At 66.8% G+C, this 22,872-nt stretch carries 16 protein-coding genes; 6 read left to right on the top strand and 10 right to left on the bottom strand.

What is annotated here, in order from left to right; all coding sequences use genetic code 11:
• Positions 1–8: 8 nt before the first annotated feature.
• On the bottom strand, positions 9–1,142 hold the full coding sequence (locus tag ABIC50_RS30450) for a methyltransferase (RefSeq protein WP_354168554.1): 1,134 nt from the start codon (positions 1,140–1,142) through the stop codon (positions 9–11).
• A gap of 134 nt (positions 1,143–1,276) precedes the next feature.
• Complete coding sequence (locus tag ABIC50_RS30455) at positions 1,277–1,771, bottom strand: LEA/WHy family protein (protein ID WP_354168556.1); 495 nt, start codon at positions 1,769–1,771, stop codon at positions 1,277–1,279.
• Positions 1,772–2,416: 645 nt separating this feature from the next.
• On the opposite strand from ABIC50_RS30455, the gene ABIC50_RS30460 reads away from it, so the two are divergent.
• Entirely contained in the window at positions 2,417–4,585 is a 2,169-nt protein-coding gene (locus ABIC50_RS30460; protein WP_175657406.1) for a M1 family metallopeptidase, read from the top strand.
• A gap of 133 nt (positions 4,586–4,718) precedes the next feature.
• On the opposite strand, the gene ABIC50_RS30465 is transcribed toward ABIC50_RS30460, so the two are convergent.
• Positions 4,719–5,747, bottom strand: a complete 1,029-nt coding sequence (locus tag ABIC50_RS30465) for a transporter (RefSeq protein ID WP_011655835.1) — start codon at positions 5,745–5,747, stop codon at positions 4,719–4,721.
• Positions 5,748–5,960: 213 nt separating this feature from the next.
• Positions 5,961–6,947 carry a phage tail protein gene (locus ABIC50_RS30470; protein ID WP_354168558.1) on the bottom strand — a complete coding sequence of 329 codons (987 nt, stop codon included), beginning with the start codon at positions 6,945–6,947 and terminating at the stop codon, positions 5,961–5,963.
• 121 nt (positions 6,948–7,068) lie between these two features.
• On the opposite strand from ABIC50_RS30470, the gene ABIC50_RS30475 reads away from it, so the two are divergent.
• The 5 genes from ABIC50_RS30475 (at position 7,069) to ABIC50_RS30495 (ending at position 14,820) form a co-directional block, all read left to right on the top strand.
• A complete protein-coding gene (locus ABIC50_RS30475) occupies positions 7,069–7,914 on the top strand; it encodes a M15 family metallopeptidase (RefSeq protein ID WP_041491077.1) in 846 nt (281 codons plus the stop codon).
• A gap of 301 nt (positions 7,915–8,215) precedes the next feature.
• Positions 8,216–12,157, top strand: a complete 3,942-nt coding sequence (tssM, locus tag ABIC50_RS30480) for a type VI secretion system membrane subunit TssM (protein WP_165750795.1) — start codon at positions 8,216–8,218, stop codon at positions 12,155–12,157.
• On the top strand, positions 12,154–13,143 hold the full coding sequence (tagF, locus tag ABIC50_RS30485) for a type VI secretion system-associated protein TagF (protein WP_006755789.1): 990 nt from the start codon (positions 12,154–12,156) through the stop codon (positions 13,141–13,143). Before tssM ends, tagF begins: the two co-directional genes overlap by 4 nt.
• Before the next feature lie 4 nt (positions 13,144–13,147).
• Positions 13,148–14,107, top strand: coding sequence for an OmpA family protein (locus tag ABIC50_RS30490; protein ID WP_212072660.1), 960 nt, complete (start codon positions 13,148–13,150; stop codon positions 14,105–14,107).
• Positions 14,108–14,244: 137 nt separating this feature from the next.
• Positions 14,245–14,820 (top strand): hypothetical protein, encoded by a 576-nt coding sequence (locus tag ABIC50_RS30495; protein WP_354168560.1) that lies wholly within the window; start codon positions 14,245–14,247, stop codon positions 14,818–14,820.
• On the opposite strand, the gene ABIC50_RS30500 is transcribed toward ABIC50_RS30495, so the two are convergent.
• Genes ABIC50_RS30500 through tssF form a run of 6 tightly spaced genes read right to left on the bottom strand, consistent with a single transcriptional unit; the run spans position 14,807 to position 22,808 of the window.
• Positions 14,807–15,118 (bottom strand): hypothetical protein, encoded by a 312-nt coding sequence (locus ABIC50_RS30500; protein WP_354168561.1) that lies wholly within the window; start codon positions 15,116–15,118, stop codon positions 14,807–14,809. The two genes, ABIC50_RS30495 and ABIC50_RS30500, sit on opposite strands and share 14 nt — an antisense overlap.
• On the bottom strand, positions 15,105–15,983 hold the full coding sequence (locus ABIC50_RS30505) for a DUF3304 domain-containing protein (protein ID WP_354168621.1): 879 nt from the start codon (positions 15,981–15,983) through the stop codon (positions 15,105–15,107). Before ABIC50_RS30505 ends, ABIC50_RS30500 begins: the two co-directional genes overlap by 14 nt.
• Positions 15,984–16,033: 50 nt before the next feature.
• Positions 16,034–17,155: a type VI secretion system protein TssA gene (gene tssA / locus ABIC50_RS30510; RefSeq protein ID WP_011655827.1), complete on the bottom strand. Its 1,122-nt coding sequence runs from the start codon at positions 17,153–17,155 to the stop codon at positions 16,034–16,036.
• Between the two features lie 39 nt (positions 17,156–17,194).
• Complete coding sequence (gene tssH / locus ABIC50_RS30515; protein ID WP_354168563.1) at positions 17,195–19,864, bottom strand: type VI secretion system ATPase TssH; 2,670 nt, start codon at positions 19,862–19,864, stop codon at positions 17,195–17,197.
• Positions 19,865–19,908: 44 nt separating this feature from the next.
• The gene (tssG, locus tag ABIC50_RS30520) at positions 19,909–21,009 is read right to left on the bottom strand and encodes a type VI secretion system baseplate subunit TssG (protein ID WP_175703956.1); all 1,101 of its coding nucleotides are present in this window, start codon (positions 21,007–21,009) and stop codon (positions 19,909–19,911) included.
• Positions 20,973–22,808, bottom strand: a complete 1,836-nt coding sequence (gene tssF / locus ABIC50_RS30525) for a type VI secretion system baseplate subunit TssF (protein ID WP_105834610.1) — start codon at positions 22,806–22,808, stop codon at positions 20,973–20,975. Before tssF ends, tssG begins: the two co-directional genes overlap by 37 nt.
• Between the last annotated feature and the right edge of the window lie 64 nt (positions 22,809–22,872).

The raw sequence follows: 22,872 nt of genomic DNA on the forward strand, positions 1-22,872 counted from the left end.
ATGCGCGATCAGGCCCGCGCGCCGAGCCGCCAGAGCGACGTGAGCTCGGCGCGGCGTGCCGCGTGCAGCGGATCGTCCGCGTCGGTCGACTTCGGATGCGCGGGGCGGATGTCTTCGCGGCCGAGCACGACGAGACCGGCTTCATCGATCCATTTCAGCAACGTTTCACGCGGCCGCAGGCCGAGATGCTCGGCGAAATCGGACAGGATCAACCAGCCTTCGCCGCCCGGTTGGAGATGCTCGGCGAGCCCGGCGAGGAAACCGCGCAGCATGCGGCTGTCGGGATCGTAGACCGCGTATTCGATCGGCGCGCTCGGGCGAGCCGGCACCCACGGCGGGTTGCACACGACGAGCGGCGCGCGGCCGGCCGGAAACAGGTCGGCTTCGACGACCTCGACGCGATCGGCATGGCCGAGCCGCGCGATGTTCTCGCGTGCACACGCGAGCGCGCGCGGATCCTGGTCGGTCGCGACGATACGTTCGACGCCGCGCGATGCGAGCACGGCCGCGAGCACGCCGGTGCCGGTGCCGATGTCGAACGCGAGCGACGTCGCCGGCAGCGGCGCACGCGCGACGAGTTCGACGTATTCACCGCGCACCGGCGAGAACACGCCGTAATGCGGATGGATCGGCGCACCGCCGAGCGCCGGAATCGGCACCCCCTTCTTGCGCCATTCGTGCGCGCCGACGAGACCGAGCAGTTCGCGCAGCGACACGACCGACGGCGCGCCGCCCGGCCCGTACGCTTCCTCGCACGCGGCGCGCACGTCGGGCGCGCGGCGCAGCGGGATCGTGTAGTCGGCATCGAGCGGGATCAGCAGCATCCCGAGCGTGCGGGCGCGCTGCGATTGCGCGAGCCGGTGCAGGTTGAATGCGTCGGCGCCGGCCGCGGCCTTCGCCTTCTTCGGCTTGCGTTCGACGCGGCGGGCCATCGCCTGCACGAGCTGGCGCGCATTCTGGAAGTCGCCCTGCCAGACGAGCGCGGTGCCCTCGCATGCGAGGCGGTACGCGGCATCGGCGGTGAGGCGGTCGTCGGCCGGCACGGCGCGCTTCGGCGGCTGCACGCCGGCTTCGGAGCGCCAGCGCACGGCATGTTCGGCGCCGTCGGCGTCGGTCCAGTGGAAAACGGGGAAATCGGTCACGCGAGCTCGGCTACGGTTGGCTTCAGACAGGCGGCGCTACAGGTGCGCGCCGCGCGGACCACACCATACCGCGCTTTGCCCGCGCGGCAAAGCGCGGGCTCCGGCACCGTTCGGCGGCCGCGCCGGCGCATCGCCTACCCGCCCCATCCCGGCGTCGCCGGCATGCGCAACGTGCCCGCGTCGCGGAAATGCACGCTGCCGAGCACACCGCCCGCGAGCCGCCCGCGCAGCGCATACGGCAGCTCGCCGCTGGCCGCCGCGCCAGGCAGGTTCCACGCCTGCCGCGCGGCGGCCAACGCCGAGACCGAAACGGGCACGTCGATCACCGCCTCGCCGAAACGCGGCACGACGCCCGAGCGATCGCTGACGCCGCTCGCGAACGGCGTGCCGTTCAGGTCGAGCGCGACCGAAATGCCGTCGTATTCGATCGGCGCGTCATTCGGGTTCTGCACGCGCAGCTTCAGGCTGAAGCGCATCTCGAGGCCCTGCCCGACCAGCGGGTCGAGCCCGGCGACGGACACGCTCACGGGCTCGCGCGTGAAGCCCGCACAACCGCCGAGCGCGAAGGCGGCGGCGAACAGCAGCAGCGCGGCACGCAGCGGCGCGATAAGGAACAGGGCTCGTGGCATCGGCTAGCCTCCTTGCGGCAATCGATCGACAGGTTGTCGATGCATTGTACCGAGCGTGCCTCCGCCACCCCGGAGTTCGTAGTTTTCGCGCAGCGCCGCGATCGTTAATAGATTAAAACTACGGAAAGCGGCGACTAAACGGAAAGTGAATTAATGCCCGCCTACATTCAATGGCACACGGAAAATTCAATTGAGTCACTTTCTAATTTTTTCGTTTCCTTAACCCAAAACCATCAAGTATATTTACGCATCCTTCGAGCAGGCCGACAAACCTTGATGCCGCATGACGGCGATTTTACGGAACGGCGACACGCCGTCCTTCCGTCCGGCGGCCTGGTACGGCCAGCCCCGTGGGTCGTCGGTTCAAAGGGAATGCCCGCCCGTGCAGGGCGGGCGGCCGCGTGTCGTGCGCGCGAAATCAATTCAGTACAACACGCGCACGGCCATTTTGAACCGGCAAGTTAACCGACATCCGGAAACACAGAGGGGGCAGTAAACGATGATTACCTTCACGTAGTCGACTGACCGTCTTTTCGAATAATCCGTCATTGGCATTTCTCATCGCCGCTGATTAACGGCGAGGGATTGTCTTTGCCGGCGTTTTCGCAGCACTGAACGATTCTTTCAACAATCGAGGTTTCAGTCATGTCGATCAACATTCACAAGATGCGTTATCTACCGCTGGTCGCCGCACTCGTACTCGCCGGTTGCGGCGGCGACGACGGCGGCGTGGGCTCGGCTTCCGCACTCAGCTCGGCCGGCGCGCCGCACTCGGGCTCGGCGCCCGCCGCCAACACGCCGCCGAGTGCCTCCAACGTCGACAAGAGCGTGTCGCCTGTCGAGCTGCCGGACACCGTGGTACCGGTCAACTACCGGCTGTGGTTCCGCCCGAACGACGCGCTGGACGCGTTCGACGGGCGCGCCGACGTCGAAATCAAGGTGCTGAAGCCGGTCAACAACATCGTGATCGCCGGCCACCGGATCAAGTTCACGAACGGCCGCATCACGCTGCAGCCGGGCAACATCCAGCTGATCGCGACGCCGCAGGACAAGGGCGACTTCTACCAGCTGCGCCCCGCCGCCGGCACGATCGCGCCGGGCAACTATTCGCTGCACATGGAGTGGTCGGGCATCATCAACTTCAAGTCGTACGACGATCCGGCCACGCAGACGGGCGGCAGTTGCGGCGACGATCCGTATCCGGGCTGCTCGGCTGCGGAAGGCGTATTCCGCGTCGACCTGAAGGGCACCGACGGCAAGACGAGCGGCGCGATCCTCACGCAGGGCGAAACCAACCTGTCGCGCCAATGGTTCCCGGGCTGGGACGAGCCGGCGTTCCGTCCGACCTATGAAGTGACGGCCGAAGTGCCGCAAAGCTGGCGCGTCGTGTCGAACGCGGCCGAGAAGCCGGCGACCAACGTCGGCGGCGGCTACAAGCTCGTGCAGTTCGAGAAGACCCCGCCGATGCCGTCGTACCTGCTGTTCTTCGGCGGCGGCATGTTCGACACCTACGAGGACGATTTCTCGAGCCCGCTGCCGGGCGGCAAGGGCGGCCTGCACCTGCGCGTGTTCACGCCGCCGGGCATGAGCGACTGGGCGAAGCCCGCGATGGACCGCACCAAGCAGGCGCTCGATTACTACTACCGCTACACGGGCATCCCGCTGCCGCTGACGAAGTTCGATACGGTCGCCGCGAACGACGCGTTCAAGGAGCAGAAGGACCTGAACTTCGGCGGGATGGAGAACTGGGGGTCGATCCTCGAGTTCGCCGACGACATCCTGCCGCAGCCGGGCCAGCCGATGTCGCGTTACGGTAACGAGGTGCTCACGCACGAAGTCGCGCACCAGTGGTTCGGCGACCTTGTCACGACCGACTGGTGGGACAACGTCTGGCTCAACGAGTCGTTCGCGACGTTCTTCGAGACGAAGACGACGATCCAGTTCTTCCCCGACGAGTTCAGCTGGCTCGACCAGGTGAAGAACAAGTACCGCGTGATCAATCGCGACATCGGCCCGAACGCGTTCCCGGTCGCGCCGAACTTCAACGACTGGGCGTCGAACGACTTCGTGCTGAGCGCGAGCGCGTTCACGTACGACAAGGGCGGCCACGTGCTGAAGACGCTCGAGAACTATCTGGGCGAGCAGACGTTGCGCCAGGGCCTGCAGCAGTATCTGGTCGACTACTCGTTCGGCAACGGCACGCCGAAGCGCCTGTGGGATGCGCTGTCGAAGGCGAGCGGCCAGTCGGTCGGCCCGATCGGCGACAGCTACGTGCGCCAGACGGGCGTGCCGCTGATCTCGCTCGACACGCAGTGCGACATGACGAAGAACCAGACGATCGTCACGCTGAAACAGCAGCCGTTCCCGAACAAGAACGCGTATCCGGGCCTGCAATGGACGGTGCCGATCACGCTCGCGTACGGCCAGGGTCTCGCGAAACACACGACGCTCGCGCTGAAGGATACGCAGGCGCAGACGCGGATCGACGGCTGCACGGGCGTGGTCGCGGATCCGAGCGGTCTCGACTACTACGTCGTGAACTACAGCGACGCCGCGTGGAGCGGCCTGCTCACGCAGGTCAACGGCTCGACCGATCCGGTGCTGCTCGCGAACCTGAAGAGCGAGGCCGCGCTGCTCGTCGCGAACAACCTCGCGCCGGCTTCGCGTTCGACGTCGATCGGCTCGGTCGCTTCGCCGGCCGCGATGAAGCTGCGCCAGACGCCGAGCTTCGGCGGCATCGCGCCGACGGCGAAGGAACGTCCGTCGCTGCGCTATCAGGGCATGTTCAAGCCGCGCAAGACGCTGGTTCAGTAACGTTGTCCGGCCGGCCGGTGCCGCGCGGTTCGCGGCGCCGGCCGGCGTTCAAGTCCTCACGTCCTTCGGCAGGCCCCGCATGCGGGGCCTGTTTTTTTGTCGGTATCGTTCGCGCCGCACCGGCAAGGACTAGCTAGCGATCGTCGCGCCGACGAAACGCCCACCATGCGGCGAGCGCGGTAAAGCCCGCGACGAGCAGCACCATCAGCCAGAAGCCGTGCTTGTTCTCGGAGAACGGCACGCCGCCGACGTTCATCCCGAAGAAGCCCGCGACGATGTTGATCGGCAGCGCGATCACGGTGACGAGCGTCAGCGTGAACAGCGTTCGGTTGTTCTGCTCGTCGAGCCGTGAGCCGATCTCTTCCTGCAGCAGCTTGATCCGCTCGTTGAGCCCGGACAGATCGGCGAGTACGAGCGAGAACTCCTCGGTCGACTCGCGCAGCTCCTGCACGTCTTCGGGATGCAGCCACGCGGGCGGTTTCGCGAGCAGCCGGAAGATCGAGCCGGGCTCGGGCGCCAGCATGCGCTGCAGGCGCGTCAACGTGCGGCGCATCGCGCCGAGTTCGACGCGATTCGACGTGAGCCGTTGCGACAGGAAGCGATCCTCGATGCGATCGACGTCGACGCTCGTGCGCCGCATGATCTGGATCAGCAGGTCGGCTTGGTCGTGCAGCAGGTGCACGAGCAGTTCGACCGGCGACCGAAACCGTTCGCCGTCGCGCACGCCCGCGCGCAGCGTGTCGACCGAGCGCAGCGGCTTGAGCCGCGCGGTGACCATGATGCGCCGTTCGACGTGGACGAACAGCGTCGCGATTTCCGACGGCGTCAGTTCGAGGTTGAACATCACGTCGTTGACGATCGCACGCAGTGCGCCGTCCTCCTGCTCGATGCGCGTCGAGCGCGACCCTTCGTGCAGGAATTCGAAGAAGCTGTCGGGCAATCCGAGGTGCGTGCGCATCCAGCGCTCGCTCGCGCCGTGCGCGAGATTGAAGTGCAGCCAGACGAAATCGTCCGAGGCGCTCGCATCGCGCGCGCGGCACGTGCGCAGCCATGCCGCGGCCGCTTCGGCGTCGAGCATCACGCCCGCTCCGCCCGGGACGAAGCGGAATCCGCATACCATGCCGGACGTATCGGCACCGTAAGTCTGTACGATCAGGTCCATCGTGTCGAAGGTCGTGCGGCGCGCGCCGCGCCGCGCATCGCGCATCGCGGCGCCACGCCGGGAAAAGAAACGAAACGTATGCCCGACGGATGTGACGTTCTCGTGACACTGTCACATACGCCCCGTCCCGGCCTCGTCAGCCTATCCCAAAAAGCAATGCGCCGCCCCTTGGGCGGCGCATGTGCGATAAGCGAGCCGGCGCGAAGCCGAAGATTACTGCCGCGGCTCCGACTGCGCGGCGGTCGGGCAGGCCGGATCCTTGCCCCAATGGCCGTCGCAGACGCGCCAGCGGCACAGCTGATCCTCGAAGAAACCGCGCTCCGAGCAATCCTTCACGCGCGATGCGAGCGAACCGCCCGTCGTGGCGGCGGCCTTGGTCGGCACGGCCTGCCCCTTCTGTGCAGCGGCCTTCTTGTCGGCTGGCTTCGTGCGTGCGACGAGCGCGGCGAGCAGATCCGCATCCGGATCGTCCTTGCCGGACGCCTTCGCGCTCGCGGTGCGGGTCGTCGCATCGCGACGCTTCTTCGCCTGCGCGAGCTCGGCCTGCTGTTCCTTGTGATGCTTGCGGGCGTCTGCCTTCGTTTCGGCCTTCGCGTCGGCCTTGCCGCGTGCGGCGATCTTGTCGCCCTTCGCGGTGTCGGCCTTCGCCGTTTTCGTCGCCGCTGCGGCGGCGGCCGTGGCAGCGCCTGCTGTGGCAGCGCCTGCTGTGGCGGCGCCTGCCGTGGCTGCGCCCGATGCATCGTCGGCACCGCTCGCGAGCGCGCGCGACAAGCGGCTGCTGTCCGCGCCCGACGCAGAGGATGCGGACGCAACGGTCTGGGACGCGGCATCGTCATTGACGATCGTCGCGGGTTGCGCGGCGGGCGCGGCCGACCCTGCATTCTGCGCGACCTGCGGGGCGGCACCGCTGGCCGTCTCGACCTTCGCCGGTGCGGGCACGGGCGCGGCGGCCACGACGGCCTGCTCGCCCGATTGCTGCTGCCAGCGCCACGCGCCCCAGCCGCCGACGGCGACCACGAGCGCGACGACGGCCGCGATCGGCCCCTTCAGCGAACGGCGCGGGGCCTCGGCTGGCGGCGTGACACGTCCTTCCAGATTCGCGAGAATGCGCGATTGCTGCGGCCCGCTCCCGCCTGCCGGTTTGGTATCGGACAGCAGGCTGGGCGGGGTTTTCGAATTTGAATTTTCCGGCGCACTCATTCAGCGTCTCATTGAATCCTGGTTTAATTCACCGCGATAATATAGCCCGGCCTCTCAAGGCAGCCTGATTCTAAGAGCAAGCATTGCAAAACACAATCAATTCCAATTTCCGGGGATTTCCTTGATTGCCGTCGCACTCGTCGCCTATTTCGCCCTTGCCGTCGCGGTCGCGGCCCTGTTGCTTTTACCGGGTATCCGTGCGACCGTTTTCGAATCCGTGGCCCAGTTTCACGGCCGCATGACGCGCCGCGCGAACGATCGCGCCGCACGCACGCGCAGTCAAATTGTTAAATCGGCAACCGCGACGCGCGGCGCATTAAGTGGCGTGCAAAATTTACTGGTTCGGCGGCGCTTGATGATTATGGTGTCGGCAGGTATTCTTGCGACGCCGCCATTGGTGGCCATTGCGTTACGCGGTCGGCAATTATTTCAGTACGACGACACGGCGCGCGTGCCCGACGAGAAGATCGCCGCGCTGTTGCAGGGCGAACAACTCGTGCCGCCGCCGCCGTTGCCGCCGGAAGTCTTTGCCACGAAGGAAGTCGAACAGGTGCGGCCGGCGCTGAAGGATGCGAGCCGCGACTGGAACCTGCTGGATCCCGATTTCCGTACGCGTTTGCTGCTGGTCTACAAGATCATGCACGAACAATATGGTTACGAGATGGCGCTGCTGGAAGGTTATCGGAGTCCGGAACGGCAGAACCGGCTCGCGCAGATGGGCACCAACGTGACCAATGCGGCGGCCTTCCAGAGTTATCACCAGTTCGGGCTCGCGACGGACAACGCGTTCCTGCGCGACGGCAAGCTGGTCATTTCCGAGAAAGATCCGTGGGCGATGCGCGGCTACCAGTTGTACGGCCAGGTTGCCGAGCAGGTCGGACTGACCTGGGGCGGCCGATGGAAGATGATGGATCTCGGGCACGTGGAATACCATAAACCCGGTTTTAAACTGGGACGCGGCAGCTAGTCACGGCTGCCGAACAAGAAATAATGAGGGCGGCATGGGGCTTTTTAATCACCCGGCAGGAAACGATTTGGGCGGCGCAATCGATCGGGCATTCCGTTGCACGATTTTTTCAGGCCGCCGCATCCGTTTTAATTCTCACAGCGTCCTTTCGTTATTGCGCGCGCCTTCTCCGATGCCGCGGGCGCATTGATGCCAGCCCCCTTCATCCCGTTTGACAGCATGGCGACACATCGCAGCGCCACCCTTGCCGCTCGGCGCGCCTGCGTCGCCTCACTGAATCGCACCGGAACCTGAACGTCCTATGCAACGCATCCTCAACGTGCTGACTCATCCGCGTACGCTCTCGATTGTCGGGATCGTCGCGCTAGCGGCGATTCTCTTCATCGTCGCCGACATGCTGCAGCTGCCGCTCCTGTGGGCGGCGCTCGCCTTCGCGGCGATCCTCGTGCTGTGGCTCGGCGTCGCGTTGTGGCGCCGCTGGCGCGTGAAGCGCGCGAACCAGCAACTCGGCCAGGTGCTGGAAGAGCAGGCGGAAACCGGCAAGATCGCCGCACCGGCCGCCGCCGCGCTCGCGCCCGACTCGAAGACCGCCGACCTCGACGTGCTGCGCACGCGCCTGTCCGACGCGGTGAAGACGATCAAGACGTCGAAGATCGGCCAGGTATCCGGCGGCTCCGCGCTGTACGAACTGCCGTGGTACATCGTGATCGGCAACCCGGCCGCGGGCAAGAGCAGCGCCGTGCTGAACTCCGGCCTCCAGTTTCCGTTCGCGGACAAGAACAGCGCCGTGATCCACGGCATCGGCGGCACGCGCAACTGCGACTGGTTCTTCACGACCGAGGGGATCCTGCTCGACACGGCCGGCCGCTACTCGGTGCACGAGGAAGACCGCAGCGAATGGCTCGGCTTCCTCGGCCTGCTCAAGCGCTACCGTCCGAAGGCGCCGATCAACGGCATCATCGTCACCGCGAGCATCGCCGAACTCACCGGCAACCGCCCCGAATTTGCGATCAACCTCGCGAAAAACCTCCGTCAGCGCGTTCAGGAGCTGACCGAAAAGCTCGAGGTGTTCGCGCCGGTCTACGTGATGTTCACGAAGGCCGACCTGATCACCGGCTTCACCGAATTCTTCAGCAGCAGCGACAAGCATGAGTACGACCGCGTGTGGGGCGCCACCCTGCCCTACGAGCCGGACGAGAAGCGCGACGTCGTCGCGCTGTTCGACGAGCGCTTCGAGGAGCTGTACGAAGGGCTGAAGGAGATCAGCGTCGCGCAGCTGTCGCTGTCGCGCGGCAACCAGCTGTCGCCGGGTCAGCTGAGCTTCCCGCTCGAATTCTCGACGATCAAGCCGTCGCTGCGCGCGTTCCTCGCGACGCTGTTCGAGAACAACCCGTTCCAGTACAAGCCGATCTTCCGCGGCTTCTACTTCACCAGCGCGCTGCAGGAAGGCGAAACCAACAGCGCCGCCGCGCAGCGCATCGCGCACCGCTTCGGCCTCGACGCAAACGCGCTGCCGAAGCCGCACAGCGCGTTCTCGAAGAACGGCTTCTTCCTGCGCGACCTGTTCTCGAAGGTGATCTTCGCGGACCGCCAGACCGTGCGCCAGTTCGCGAGCCCGACCAAGACCCGGCTGCGCTACGCGACCTTCTTCGGCTTCGTCGCGGCCCTCGCGCTCGCACTCGGCGGCTGGACCTGGTCGACGATCGGCAACCAGCAGCTCGTCGCGAACGTGCAGGCCGACCTCGACAACGTCACGCGCCTTCAGCAGGGCCGCAACGACCTGCAGTCGCGTCTGCAGGCGATGGACATCCTCGAAGACCGGATCGAACAGCTCGAACAGTTCCGCCGCGACAAGCCGGTGTCGGTGTCGCTCGGCCTGTACCAGGGCGACCGTCTCGAGCAGCATCTGCTGACCGAGTACTACAACGGCGTGCGCCAGATCCTGCTCGCGCCGGTCTCGCAGAACCTGGCGTCGTTCATGAAGGACGTGAACGCGCACCCCGAGCAGCTCGTGCCGATGACGCGCCCGCCCGAATCGGGTGCCGTGCAGGGCGGCGCGGTGCCGGTCTCGACGAACCCGCCGGGCGCCGCACCGCCGGCCGGCGCCGCGCAAGGCGCATCCGCCGCAACGGCCGCCGCGCCGCAACAGCCGGCTGCGCCGCAGGGCGGGCTGTACAGCGACGCGTCGCCGACCAACGTGCAGGACGCGTACAACGCGCTGAAGACCTACCTGATGCTGTCCGACAAGCGTCATGTCGAACAGGCGCACCTGACCGACCAGCTCGCCCGCTTCTGGCGCGGCTGGCTCGAGACGAATCGCGGCAACATGCCGCGCGACGAGATGATCAAGAGCGCCGAGCGCATGATCTCGTTCTATCTGTCGCGCGTGACCGACGACGACTGGCCGATGATCGACGCGAACCTCGCGCTCGTCGACCAGACCCGCGAGAACCTGCGCCGCGTCGTGCGCGGCATGCCGGCCCGCCAGCGCGTTTACGAGGAAATCAAGGCCCGCGCGTCGACCCGCTTCGCGCCGATGACCATCGCGCGCATCGTCGGCGACGGCAACCAGGGGCTCGTCGCCGGCAGCTACGCGATTCCGGGCACGTTCACGCGTGAGGCATGGTTCGACTACGTGCAGCCGGCGATCCGCGACGCGGCGACCAAGGAGCTGCAGGCGAAGGACTGGGTGCTGAACACGTCGACGCAGGACGACCTGACGCTGGAAGGCAGCCCCGAGCAGATCCAGAAGACCCTCGTCGGGATGTACAAGACCGAATACGCGCAGCACTGGCAGAAGTTCATGCAGGGCATCGCGGTGCAGGGCTTCAGCAGCTTCGGCCAGGCCGTCGACGGGATGAACCGCCTCGGCGACCCGCAGGATTCGCCGATCCGCAAGATCCTCGAGACCGCGTACGACCAGACGTCGTGGGACAACCCGTCGCTCGCGAACGTGACGATCAAGAAGGCGCAGACGGGTGTCGTGAACTGGGTCAAGCAACTGTTCACGCGCTCGCAGGCCGGCCAGATGGCGGCCGCGAACATCGACATCAACGGCAATCCGGCCGAGGTGCCGATGGGTCCGATCGGCCAGGAGTTCATCGGGCTCGCGCGGATCGTCGCGACGCACGACGGCACGTCGATGCTCAAGGGCTACATGGACTCGCTGTCGAAGGTGCGCACGCGCTTCAACGTGATCAAGAACCAGGGCGACCCCGGCCCCGGCGCGCGCCAGCTGATGCAGCAGACGCTCGACGGCAACGGCTCGGAACTCGCCGATTCGCTGAAGTTCGTCGACGAGCAGATGCTGACCGGCCTCACCGATTCGCAACGCAAGTCGCTGCGTCCGCTGCTGGTGCGCCCGCTGATGCAGGCGTTCTCGGTCGTGATCCAGCCGGCCAGCGCCGAAGTCAACAAGGTGTGGAACGCGCAGGTCTACCAGCCGTTCCAGAGCTCGCTCGCGACGAAGTACCCGTTCGCCGCGAATGCGAAGGTCGAGGCCGGCGCAGGCGAAATCGCGCAGGTGTTCGGCCCGGACGGTGCGATCGCGAAGTTCGTAGGCACGACGCTGGGCCCGCTCGCGGTGCGACGCGGCGACACGCTCGCGGCCCGCACGTGGGGCGACATGGGCATCGGCCTCACGCCTGACTTCACGAACGGCTTCGCGCGCTGGGTCGCCCCGCTCGCCGGCGGCGCCGCAGGCGGCGCGGCCGCGGCGGCCGAACCGCAGACCGTGTTCCAGATCCTGCCGCAGCCGAGCACGGGCACGACGGAATACACGATCGCGATCGACGGCCAGCAACTGCGCTACCGCAACACGCCGCCGCAGTGGACCAATTTCGTGTGGCCGAACCCGCAGGGGTCGCCGGGCGCGACGCTGTCCGCGACGACCTTCGACGGCCGCACGGTGCAGCTCGTCAACGAGCCGGGCCGCTACGGTCTCGAGAAGCTGATCAACTCCGCGCAGCGCAAGCGCCGTCCGGACGGCACCTTCGATCTCACGTGGATCCAGGGCAGCGTGAACGTGTCGGTGACGATGCGTATCATCAGCACGTCGCAGCCGACGGGCGGCGGCGGCGACCAGCCGCAGCAGCAGAGCCTGCGCGGCCTGCAACTGCCGTCGTCGGTCGCCGACGCGAGCGCGGGCGCGGCACAGAACGCGACGCAGGCCGGCAACGGCGCGCCGGCCGCGGCACCGGCCGTCACGGCCGCCACCGCAACGAATGCACAGGGGGCGCAATGACGCAAACCGTTCAGGCGCAGATCGCCTACTTCGGCAAGATTCCGTCGCGCGGCGACTTCGTGAAGAGCCCGCACAATCCGCAGTTGCTGCAGACGCTCGATCGCTGGATCGCGCAGGCGCTCGAACTGCTCGCGGAAGATCCGCGCTGGAAGATCGTCTACGAGGATGCGAAGCCGATGCATTTCGCGTTCCTCGGCTCGCGCAGCAAGCTCGCGATCGCCGGCCACATGGTCGCGAGCCACGACGTGTCGATGCGCCGCTTCCCGTTCCTCGGCGCGACCGCGCTGGAAGTCGACCGGCCGCTCGCGTTCCTCGCGCGCAGCCCGCTCGCGTTCGCGCGGCTGTGGTCGCGCGTCGCCGCGCAGATCCCGCCGCTGCTGGCCAAGGAGGAACCGCCCGGCGCGTTGCAGGCGCTCGGCGACACGCAGGTGCCGATCGACGTCGGCGGCCCCGGCACGTCGCATGACGGCACCTTCAACGACTTCATCGAACACCAGTCGCTGTACGGCCTGCAGCAGATGCTGCTCGAAAGCGGCCATCCGGTCCGGCTGCGCGGGGCGATGCTCGCGCTCGGCTCGCTGTTGCGGCCCGTGATGCAGAGCGGTTCGTCGCACATCGAGCGCGGCCTCACGCTGCCGCTGCCGGTCGATCCGTTCTATCGCAGCCTCGTCGCCGCGTTCTGGCTCGAACTGATCGCTCCGTTCGTCGCGCAGGCCGACTTCGAGCTCGCGATCTTCATCGGCTCGATCGCCGAGCGCGAGCGGTTGATCATCGGCTTCAACGGTGCGTCTTCGAAGACGCTGCTGAGCGTCGTCGACCCGCAGACCTACGCCGCCCACAACATCGACATCGACGATCCCGAGTGGATCGACGCCCATGCGCAAAACGATCATCAGATCAGCAAGCTCGTCAGCTACCTCGACCAACCGCAACTCTCGCTGCGCGTCGCCATCGACGCATTCCGCGAAGCGTTCATCGGAGGCTGACCGGATGCAACGCACGATTCACATCCGCCGCGCGCGCTTGTCGCACTTCTCGCCCTTCGTGGCCGCCCTCGTCGCCGCCGGGCTCATCGGCAGCGGCGCGGCCTATGCGCAGAACACGGGCGGCGCGACCGTCACGCCGGTCGGCAACGGCACGGTCGCGACCGCCGCCCTGCCCGCGAATACCAACCCCGCCGCCGCGCCGGCCGCGGGGTCCGGCACGGTGGTGCACGGCACGGCCGGCACGATCGCGCCGCCCCCCGCGAACGCGACGCCCGGCCAGGTGGTGGCCGGCGGCAAGGTGCCCGACGAGGCGACCAAGGCCGCCGTGTTGCAGAAGCTGCGCGACACCTACGGCGCGGCGAACGTGGTCGACCAGATCGAGGTCGGCGACGTCGCGACGCCGCCGAACTGGAGCGCGAACGTGCAGAAACTGCTCGGCGCGCAGCTCAAGCAGATCAGCAAGGGCCAGTTGAAGATCAACGGCACGCAGATCGAGGTGAAGGGCGAGGTGCACAACGAAGCGCAGCGCCAGCAGCTCGCGAGCGACATGGCGAACACGCTGAACCCGACGTATACGATCAAGAACGGGTTGCGCGTGTCGGCGTCCGAGCAGGGGCTGCTCGACCAGACGCTCGCGAACCGCACGATCGAGTTCGAGACGGGCAGCGCGACGCTCACGCCGCAAGGCAGGCAGATTCTCGATCAGATGGCGGCCGCGTTGTCGAAGTTGCAGAACCGCACGGTCGACATCATCGGCCACACCGACAACTCGGGGAACCGGACGTCGAACATCGCGCTGAGCCAGGCGCGCGCGGATGCGGTGAAGGGGTATCTGATCACGAAGAGCATCCCGCCGCAGCAGATGACGACGACAGGGGTCGGGCCGGATCAGCCTATTGCGCCGAATGATACGGCGGACGGACGGGCGAGGAATCGACGGATCGAGTTTCGGGTGGGGCAGTAGGCGGCGATTCCGCGACATGGCGAACCGGGGCGGGATAGCGGCAGACTCGTTTCGCGGATTGCGCGGGCCCCATCTGCTCCGCTGTATCAACGCGCCGGTCGCCGGGCCGACCGACTACTGAATTCCGCCATATTCCAGTGAAATACGCACTGCGCTGCTTGCGGTCGGCCATTCTTCTGTTCGTCGGTGGGTCCGTCGTGCTGATGGGTGCAGCTGCCGCGATCAATTCGGCCATCCTCGTTCGCGCTCGTGCGTGGCCTCACGTCCCCGCCATTGTCGAGCGATGTGAGGTGTCGCTGCGATATGGCAAATCCGATGTGACATGGGAGGCGCGCGCACTCTTCCGCTACGGCGCGGGCCAGACGCAGCAATACGATACGACGTGGCAGCCTGCCGGGTCGCCGGTGTATTCGCGTTCGGCCGCCTCGAACATCAGCCACGAACAGTTTGTTGCGTTCACGAAGACGTATTGCAACGCGGCCGCGAACGACGGCCTGCGCGTTTCGTCGATGTTTCCGGGTATTGCCCGGCGAAACGACGCGGTGGTGGGCGGGGCGTGGGTACGGGAAATCGGATTCGGTCTGTTCGCTGTGGTCGGCGGGTTGATGTTGTGTGCGGTGGGTATTTCGCTGCTGCCGTGGATTGAGGAGCGCAAAAAGCCGTCGATGAATCGGAAAGCGCGGCGTGCACGGAATCGCGTCAGTGGTTCGTGATCGGGGGACGTGCTGACTGGTTTCGGATCACGCTTCGTCGCCTCGAACGCGTTGCATCGAGAACCTTCTTGCCGATCATTTTCCCCGCTACGAGGGAGGCATTGAGCCGGACGTACGACTTGGTATCCGCGTCGAGATTCGTCCCGGGGCGCGAATAGTAGAGCTGGAACCAGAACTGATTCACGTGACGGTCGATGTCCATGTTGGTGCGGTGCGCATCGAAACGACGCGAGATGTTCGAGTACAGCCTGCTCTCCGGATCGAGTCGAATGGCGTTTCGATCGTTAGCTCCGGCCATGGCTATTGTCCTCACGTGGTGACGGCACCAGCCCCGCAGGAATCGACGGCACCGCTACCGCCTGGAATCGGTTCTGCCCAAGCTCTTTCACAACCGTCGGCGACAGGACGGCGGCTGCCTTCGCGAATGCGCCCGGCTTCCCCTTGCTTGACTGGATGAGTCTCTGCACCTCCGGGTGCGCGTCGAACCGAGGATTTACTAGCAGCGCGTAATACGCGTATTGCTCGAGATCGCCGCGATCGGTGAAGCGGTACTTGATCCACGCTTCCGCAACGGTTCTCGAAATCCGGCGGTGCGACTGGGGGTCATTGTCCTCGTACTTCTTGTCGAGCCGCTTGCCGTATCGCTTCGCCAGATCACGCGACACGTCCACGATCGGCAACCGTGTACTGCCCAGCATCTCGCCAGGAAATGCCAGTTCGACATGACGGTCGGGGTAGAAGTGAACCTCGAGAATGCGCGAACCGATCGAATCCGGCTCCTTGGTCGGCGGCAACGACACGTCCGTCTCCGCCCGCTGTTTCTTCACCTGCTCGCCCGGTCGCCAGTCGTCCGCATCGTAATAGGTCCACTGAACCTTGAAATCAGTGCCCTTCAGCAAGTAACAGCAGGCGATGCTGCCTTCACCTGCCCCAGGTTCAAGATCACCGCCACCGCGTGCCTTGTTGCCAAACTGATCGGTGATCGTGAACCGAACAAGGTTGTACGGCAGGTAGTTCAGCGCCTCGGTTGAAATGCTGGTGTAGATCGGATCGGACTTGCTGCACGCCGCCATCGACACGAACAGCAAGCCTGCCGCTACAACTCGCAACGCGGCAGAGAATGGTCCGCGAGCGGCGCGTGCATCGCGACAGCCCTCCTTCATCGCGAACCCGCCCGCGCTCTCAGGTTTCAAAGCCGTCGCCCACGACTACCTCACGACTGCTCATCAGGCCTCACACCCAGCAGCTCGCGGATATGCGACAGCGACCCGTCGTCCTTCACGACGCTCTCGAGCCACTTGTGCAGCGGCATGTCGGCCCATTCGGCGGCCTTGTCCGCGAGATACGCGACCGGGCTGTGCGGCTCGGTCTGCCGGAAGTAACGCGCGACGGCGCGCAGCTGGTCGACGGCCTGCGCGCGGTTCTGGATACCGGCAATCATTTGCGTCATCGGAGGACGCGGAGCGGTCTGCGACTGCACATGGGTCTCCTGGATGGGGAACGCGTCGCCGAAGCTCGGCTCGAGGCGCTCGGGCTGCGCCTGTGGTGCCGACGGCGCATGCGGCGCGCTGCCCGTATAGCCCTGCTCGCGCGCAAAGCGCTCGGCGAGCCGGTACACGGTCTCGAACGCGTCGCGCGCCTGCCGGAAGCTCGGCGCCGAATCGCCCGCACGTTCGACGAGCCGCTCCTCGAACGCATCGAGCGAGAACTCGAACGCCTTCAGATTCGCGAGCAGCGTCGTGTAGAACGCAATCGGCGTCACGCGCCGCGACGCATCGACCTGCTCGACCGACGGTTTGCCGCGCGCGATGTCGTCCGCGTGTTCGGGGTCGCGCTTCACGGCCTGCGCCACATGCTGCGCGACTTCCCAGTCGAGCGTGGTGAACGCGTTCGACGCGCCTTCCGTCACGGGGATGCCGCGCAGCAGCTCGGCCGTGCGGCCGGACAGCCACGCGACGTTGCCGAGCCGGTATTCGACGTCGTCGCCTTCGGGCAGCGGATGCACCGTGTCCCAATAGTCGCGGCACAGGCCTTCCAGCAGCGCATAGCCTTCGGTGAGGCCGGTGATGCCGTCCTCCAGCGCGAGCGCCTCGGTCAGCCACACGGCGAGCCGCAGGTCCTTGGTGCGCGTGCGCAGCAGCTCGCCCGCGTGATCGACGACGAAGCCCCAGTCGGCCTCCTTGATCTCGGTCACCCACTCGCCCTGGTCGAGCGTCGGATCGTCGTAGCGCCGCGCGTCCTGGATCGCGTCGAATTCGTTCGAGAACAGCAGGTCGTCGCCGCTGGGCGACGCATCGCTGATCGGCGTCAGCAGCTCGGGAAGATTGATCGGCATGGTTCGGTCAGTTCATCAATGCGTGTTGCGCGGCCGTGCTCATTCGACGGTGTAAGCGAATTCGCCAGCCTCGTCCGCGCGCACCGCGATGCGCGCGATGGCCGCACCGTCGGCGATCCGGCCGAGCACGTGGCCCGCGATCTCCGGCAGCAGCGTGCCGTTCAGGATGTGGTCGACGTTGCGGGCGCCCGAGTCGACCTCGGTGCAGCGCGCGAGCACCGCATCGACGAGCGATTCGTCCCACTCGAACGCGGCCTTGTGGTTCGCGTCGATGCGGCGGCGGATCCGTTCGAGCTTCAGCTCGATGATCTCGGCCAGCACGTCGTCGGAAATCGGGTAGTACGGCACGACCTTCATCCGGCCGAGGAACGCGGGCTTGAACGTCTTGTACAGCTGCGGGCGCAGCGCCTCGGCGAGCGCGTCCGGATCGGGCAGCTCCTCGGCCGGCTTGTTCAGGCACGCCTGCATCACCGCGGCCGACCCGACGTTCGACGTCAGGATGATCAGCGTGTTGCGGAAGTCGATCTCGCGCCCTTCGGCGTCATCCATCGTGCCCTTGTCGAACACCTGGAAGAACATCTCGAGCACGTCCGGGTGCGCCTTCTCCACCTCGTCGAGCAGCACGACGGAATACGGGTTGCGGCGCACGGCCTCGGTCAGCACGCCGCCCTCACCGTAGCCGACGTAGCCCGGCGGCGAACCCTTCAGGCCCGACACGCTGTGCGCTTCCTGGTACTCGCTCATGTTGATCGTGACCATCTTGCGCTCGCCGCCGTACAGGATGTCGGCCAGCGCGAGCGCCGTCTCGGTCTTGCCGACGCCCGACGGCCCGACGAACATGAACACGCCGCGCGGCTTGTTCGGATCCTCGAGGTTCGCGGTCGCCGTGCGCACGCGCTGCGCGATCGCATCCAGCGCATGGTCCTGGCCGATCACGCGCGCGCTCAGCAGCGGCTGCAGGTTCAGCACGGTGTCGATCTCGTCCTTCACCATCCGGCCGAGCGGAATGCCGGTCCACGCGGCGACGATCTCGGCGACGACGTGGCCGTCGACCTGCAACGGCACCATCGGCTCGCCGCCCTGCAGCGCGTGCAGCGCCGCGACGCGCTCCGTCAGCTTCTCGCGGGTGGCCGACACGTCGACCGGCTCGCCGTCTTCCGACGGGCCGCGCGCCTTGTCGAGCGTGTCGCGCAGCTCGGTGATCTCGGCGACGATCACGCGCTCGGCTTCATAGCGCGCCTCGTCCTCGGCCAATTGCGCGAGCGCCGTGTCGCGCGCGCCGCGCAGCTCGCCGAGCCGCTCGTCGTGCGACGCGCCGCCCGCCGATTCGCGCTCCAGCGACGCGATTTCCGCGTCGATGCGCTCGATGCGCTTCTTCGTGTCGTCGATCGCCGCCGGCGTCGCGCTGTGCGCGAGCGCGACCTTCGCGCATGCGGTGTCGAGCACGCTGATCGCCTTGTCCGGCAGCTGGCGGCCGCTGATGTAGCGATGCGACAGGCGCACGGCCTCGGTGATCGCGTCGTCCAGGATCCGCACGTTGAAGTGCTTCTCCATCAGCCCGGACATCCCGCGCAGCATCGCGGCCGCGAGCGGCTCGCTCGGCTCCTCGACCTTCACGACCTGGAAACGCCGCGCCAGCGCCGCATCCTTCTCGAAGTACTTCTTGTATTCGCTCCACGTCGTCGCGGCGATCGTGCGCAGCTCGCCGCGCGCGAGCGCGGGCTTCAGCAGGTTCGCCGCGTCGTTCTGGCCGGCCTGGCCGCCCGCGCCGATGATCGTGTGCGCCTCGTCGATGAACAGGATGATCGGGTGCGCGCTCTTCTTCACCTCGTCGATCACGCTCTTCAGACGGTTCTCGAACTCGCCCTTCACGCTCGCGCCGGCCTGCAAGAGGCCCATGTCGAGCACGTGCAGCGCGACGCCGCGCAGCGGCGGCGGCACGTCGTCGGCCGCGATCCGCAACGCGAGACCCTCGACGACCGCCGTTTTGCCGACGCCGGCCTCGCCGGTCATGATCGGGTTGTTCTGGCGGCGGCGCATCAGGATGTCGATCGCCTGGCGGATCTCCGCTTCGCGGCCGATCACCGGGTCGATCTTGCCGTCGCGCGCACGCTGCGTGAGGTTGGTCGTGTACGTGTCGAGCGCGGGCGTCTTCGACGGGGCCGCCGCGGGCGCGGCGCCGTTGGCGGCCGGCGCGACGTCGCCATCTTCCGCATCCGGCTGGCGCGGCTCGGCCTCGCTCGAGCCGCCCATGATCTCGTCGAACTTGTGCTTCAGGTCCGTCACGTTCATTTCCGCGAACTGCGGCGACATGCGCTGCGCGAACTGCGCGAGATCGGGCGCGGTCAGCAGCGCGAGCAGCAGGTGTCCCGAGCGGATGCGGCCGAGCTGCGAATCGAGCGACGCGATCAGCCACGCCTGCTCGAACAGCGCGATCAGATGCACGGAAAACACCGGCGTGCGCGTGTTGCCCGTCTTCAGTCGCGTGAGTTCGCGCTCGAGATCGGCACGCAGCGCATGCGGATCGACGCGGCTCGCGCGCAGTGCGAGCGGCAGGTCGCCCGTCGCTTCATCGAGCAGCGCGAGGAACAGGTGCTCCAGATCGACCTCGTAATGGCCGCGCGCCAGGCACGCGCTCGCCGCACGCTCGGTCGCGTGCCGGCACAGCGGATTCAGTTTCGTGATCAGGGTCTTCAGAGGCGTGCTCATGGCGTCGATCTCAGGTTCGATTGCGTGTTTGTTGTCGTTTGGAATCAGTGAATCACATGCAGTTCGTAGCGGGCGTCCGAGCGGTCGTGGAGCGCGTCGCGCGTGCAGAGGAACGCGTCCCAGCCGAGCCGCGAGCCCGCGCCGAGCACGCTCGCGCCCACCTCGGTGCGCTTCAGCACGAGCTTCACCTCGTATTCGAGCGTGACGCCGGCGAGCAGCGTCAGCATCCGTTCGAGCGCGATGGCGTGCGCGCCGCCGGGCAGGAACGCCTCGTAGTCGCGCTTGGACAGCGGGCCGACGACGATCCGCGCGCGCATGTCGCGCTGCCACACACGTTCGCCGACGAGCGCCGTCGCGCCGAGCACCGCGTTGACCTCGCCAAGCACGCTCAACTGGTCGGGCGGCACGTCGTACCATTTGCCGACGAACTGGTCGATCTTCACCGGCACGCGGAAGTAGTCGGACAGCGCGCGCTGCAGGTACGCGGCCGACATCGGCCGGTGCCGCGCGGCGAGCGCGTAGCCGGCGACGGCCTCGTCGAGCACGCCGCCCGCGCCGGCCGCGAGGTTGTCGCGGATCTCGTCGCTCGGCACGCCGGCGATCGCGAGCAAGAGCGGCAGGTAGCGCTCGTCGCGATCGAGTTCGTAATGGAACGGCAGCCGGTATTTCTTCCACGCCGCGTAGAACAGCGCGGTCGCGCGGTTCGAGAACACGTCGAAGAACGCGCGTGCCGCGTGGTCGCGCTTCAAATGCTCGCGCGCGACGATCTGCTCGGTGTAGTGCAGCGGCAGCGCGCCCTGAGCGCCGAGCAGCCCGAAAAACGCGGGCGTCAGCTCGACGTGACCGAGCTCGCCGGCCGCGAGCGCCGCGCCGCGCTCCTCATCCGAATCGAGCAGCGCGCCGCCGTCGTGGAACGAGCGCGCGCCTTCGATCTCGCTCGGCGGAAAGCCGAGCGACAGCGTGTTGCGGAATTCGATGTGCTGCGCGACGACGTCGCCCTGCCGCCATGCGCCGGGCGCATCGGACGCCTGCCGCGCGAACAGCCCTTCGAGCACGCGCACCGCCTGGAAGAATTCGAAGCGGTGCGGCTCGTCGAGCAGCGCGTCGACTACGCCAGGATCGATTCGCCGGTTCGGGGCTTGCATCGGATGATCTCCTCGCCGGTGCGCTTCGACACCACGACTAGTTGAACGAAACTGTTGAGGTGGACATACAGCCCGAAGAAGCTGTCGAGCACGCGCACGAACGACGCGAGGCTCGCGCCGACGAAGTGCTCCTCGTCGATCGTCAGCCGGATCTCGATGCCGCGCACGAAGGTCGCGAACGGCTTGCCGGGCAGCCACTGCACGGCGCCGCGCTGCTCGACGCCGGCGAGGCCGTCGATCTGGCGCATCGACACGGCGGTGCGCCGCAGGTCGTACAGCGTCAGCATTTCCTTGAGCGGCGCGAGCCCGTGCGCGACCAGCGACACGTGGTTCAGCGCGAGGTGCGACACGAGCCGCCAGTGCGCGGCGCGGCCGCGCTCGAAACGCACGCTCTGGGTCGGGCGCCGCAGCAGCGAGATGCCGCTCGTCTGCGCACCGCCTTCCTGGAACAGGTCGCCGCCTTCGAGGCCGAACGCGAGCATCGACGGCAGGTCGCGGTTCGTGCAGGTGAGGTCGAGGCTCAGCGTGTCGGTCTGCGGCGACGTCGGCTCGAAGTCGATGTCGACGATCGAGATCTCCGTTTCGTATCCGGGGCTTTTCTGCGCGACCCAGTCGTTGCGGCGCGCGAACCAGTAATGGCCGATCCGCGCCGATTCGCCGTGATGCAGCGAATAGAACGGCCGGAACTCGATCACCGATTCCTCATGCGCCTGCTGCCGAACGAGCTTCACCGAATCGATCGAGTACACCTCGTACGCGAACGCCCGGCGCGCTTCGGCGATCACTGGATACGACACCGCGCGGTGCGTGATGCGGATCGGCTCGCCGTGCTGGCGGAACAGGTTGACGATCGGCGTGCAGAACAGCCGGAAATGGCTGGCCGTCAGCAGCTCGAGCAGCCGCGCGACGTGCGAATCGCTGCGCACGTCCTGCAGCACCAGATGCAGCGTCGCGCGCTGGCAGCGGCCGGCCGCGCGCGCGATCGCCGCGACGTCGAAATCGACGAAATCGAACTTGTCGGGGAACGCAAAGTATTCGGTGAGCAGGCGATAGGCGGGGTGCGACTTCGCCGGGTAGTCGATCAGCGCGTCGTCCTCGTCGAAGCCGGCGTGCGCGATCGGCAGCTTGCGCAGCGCGGTCCAGCGGCCGTTGCGTTCGGGCTCGACATACGCGCCGAGCACGTTGACGAACAGGCAGTCGGTCAGCGCGGCGACGAACGACTGTTCGCCGTGCAGGTGCGCGCGCAGCGTCGGCAGCTTCAGCGCGCCGAGATCGAGCTGCGCGGCGAGCGATTCGAACGTGATCGAGATCACGCCCGTCGCGTTGGACGGCAGCACCGTCGCGCTCGGCGCGAGCGCGACCGGCATGTAGCGCGCCTCCGAAATGCGGATCGGCGCGAGCGTCACGTCGTACGCGGTGCGGAACCGGCACTGCACGCCGCGGATCGGACGGCTCTTCAGCTCGGTGCCGCGGTCGATCACGACCGGTTCCGTCTGCTGGCCGGGCGAAGCCGGCGTGAATTGCGCGATCGAGCACGACGGGAACGGCCGCAGGTAGTGCGGATACAGCACTTCCAGCAGCGCTTCGGTGAATTCCGGGTAGTCGTCGTCGAGCTTCTTGTTGATGCGCGCGCCCAGCAGCGCGAACGACTCGATCATCCGCTCGACGTGCGGATCCTCGCAGTGCTCGCCGGACAACGCGAGCCGCGCGGCGATCTTCGGATAGCGTTCGGCGAAATCTCGCGAATAGCGCCGCAAAAACGATAATTCGCGCTCGTAATACGGCAGCAATTCTTCCATCGACGACCCCGAACCTCAATATTTCCTGCCGGACCCTGTTCCTCCACCGGGCGGTCCGGCCCGC

The sequence above is a fragment of the Burkholderia sp. 567 genome (genome assembly GCF_040545115.1).
Taxonomy (GTDB): Bacteria; Pseudomonadota; Gammaproteobacteria; order Burkholderiales; family Burkholderiaceae; genus Burkholderia; species Burkholderia ambifaria.

Excerpts from the sequence above, each read along its gene's own strand:
- ABIC50_RS30455 (WP_354168556.1), bottom strand. The coding sequence starts at position 1,771 with ATGCCACGAGCCCTGTTCCTTATCGCGCCGCTGCGTGCCGCGCTGCTG.
- ABIC50_RS30460 (WP_175657406.1), top strand. The coding sequence starts at position 2,417 with ATGTCGATCAACATTCACAAGATGCGTTATCTACCGCTGGTCGCCGCA.
- ABIC50_RS30465 (WP_011655835.1), bottom strand. The coding sequence starts at position 5,747 with ATGGACCTGATCGTACAGACTTACGGTGCCGATACGTCCGGCATGGTA.
- ABIC50_RS30470 (WP_354168558.1), bottom strand. The coding sequence starts at position 6,947 with ATGAGTGCGCCGGAAAATTCAAATTCGAAAACCCCGCCCAGCCTGCTG.
- tssM (WP_165750795.1), top strand. The coding sequence starts at position 8,216 with ATGCAACGCATCCTCAACGTGCTGACTCATCCGCGTACGCTCTCGATT.
- tagF (WP_006755789.1), top strand. The coding sequence starts at position 12,154 with ATGACGCAAACCGTTCAGGCGCAGATCGCCTACTTCGGCAAGATTCCG.
- ABIC50_RS30490 (WP_212072660.1), top strand. The coding sequence starts at position 13,148 with ATGCAACGCACGATTCACATCCGCCGCGCGCGCTTGTCGCACTTCTCG.
- ABIC50_RS30500 (WP_354168561.1), bottom strand. The coding sequence starts at position 15,118 with ATGGCCGGAGCTAACGATCGAAACGCCATTCGACTCGATCCGGAGAGC.
- ABIC50_RS30505 (WP_354168621.1), bottom strand. The coding sequence starts at position 15,983 with ATGAAGGAGGGCTGTCGCGATGCACGCGCCGCTCGCGGACCATTCTCT.
- tssA (WP_011655827.1), bottom strand. The coding sequence starts at position 17,155 with ATGCCGATCAATCTTCCCGAGCTGCTGACGCCGATCAGCGATGCGTCG.
- tssH (WP_354168563.1), bottom strand. The coding sequence starts at position 19,864 with ATGAGCACGCCTCTGAAGACCCTGATCACGAAACTGAATCCGCTGTGC.
- tssG (WP_175703956.1), bottom strand. The coding sequence starts at position 21,009 with ATGCAAGCCCCGAACCGGCGAATCGATCCTGGCGTAGTCGACGCGCTG.
- tssF (WP_105834610.1), bottom strand. The coding sequence starts at position 22,808 with ATGGAAGAATTGCTGCCGTATTACGAGCGCGAATTATCGTTTTTGCGG.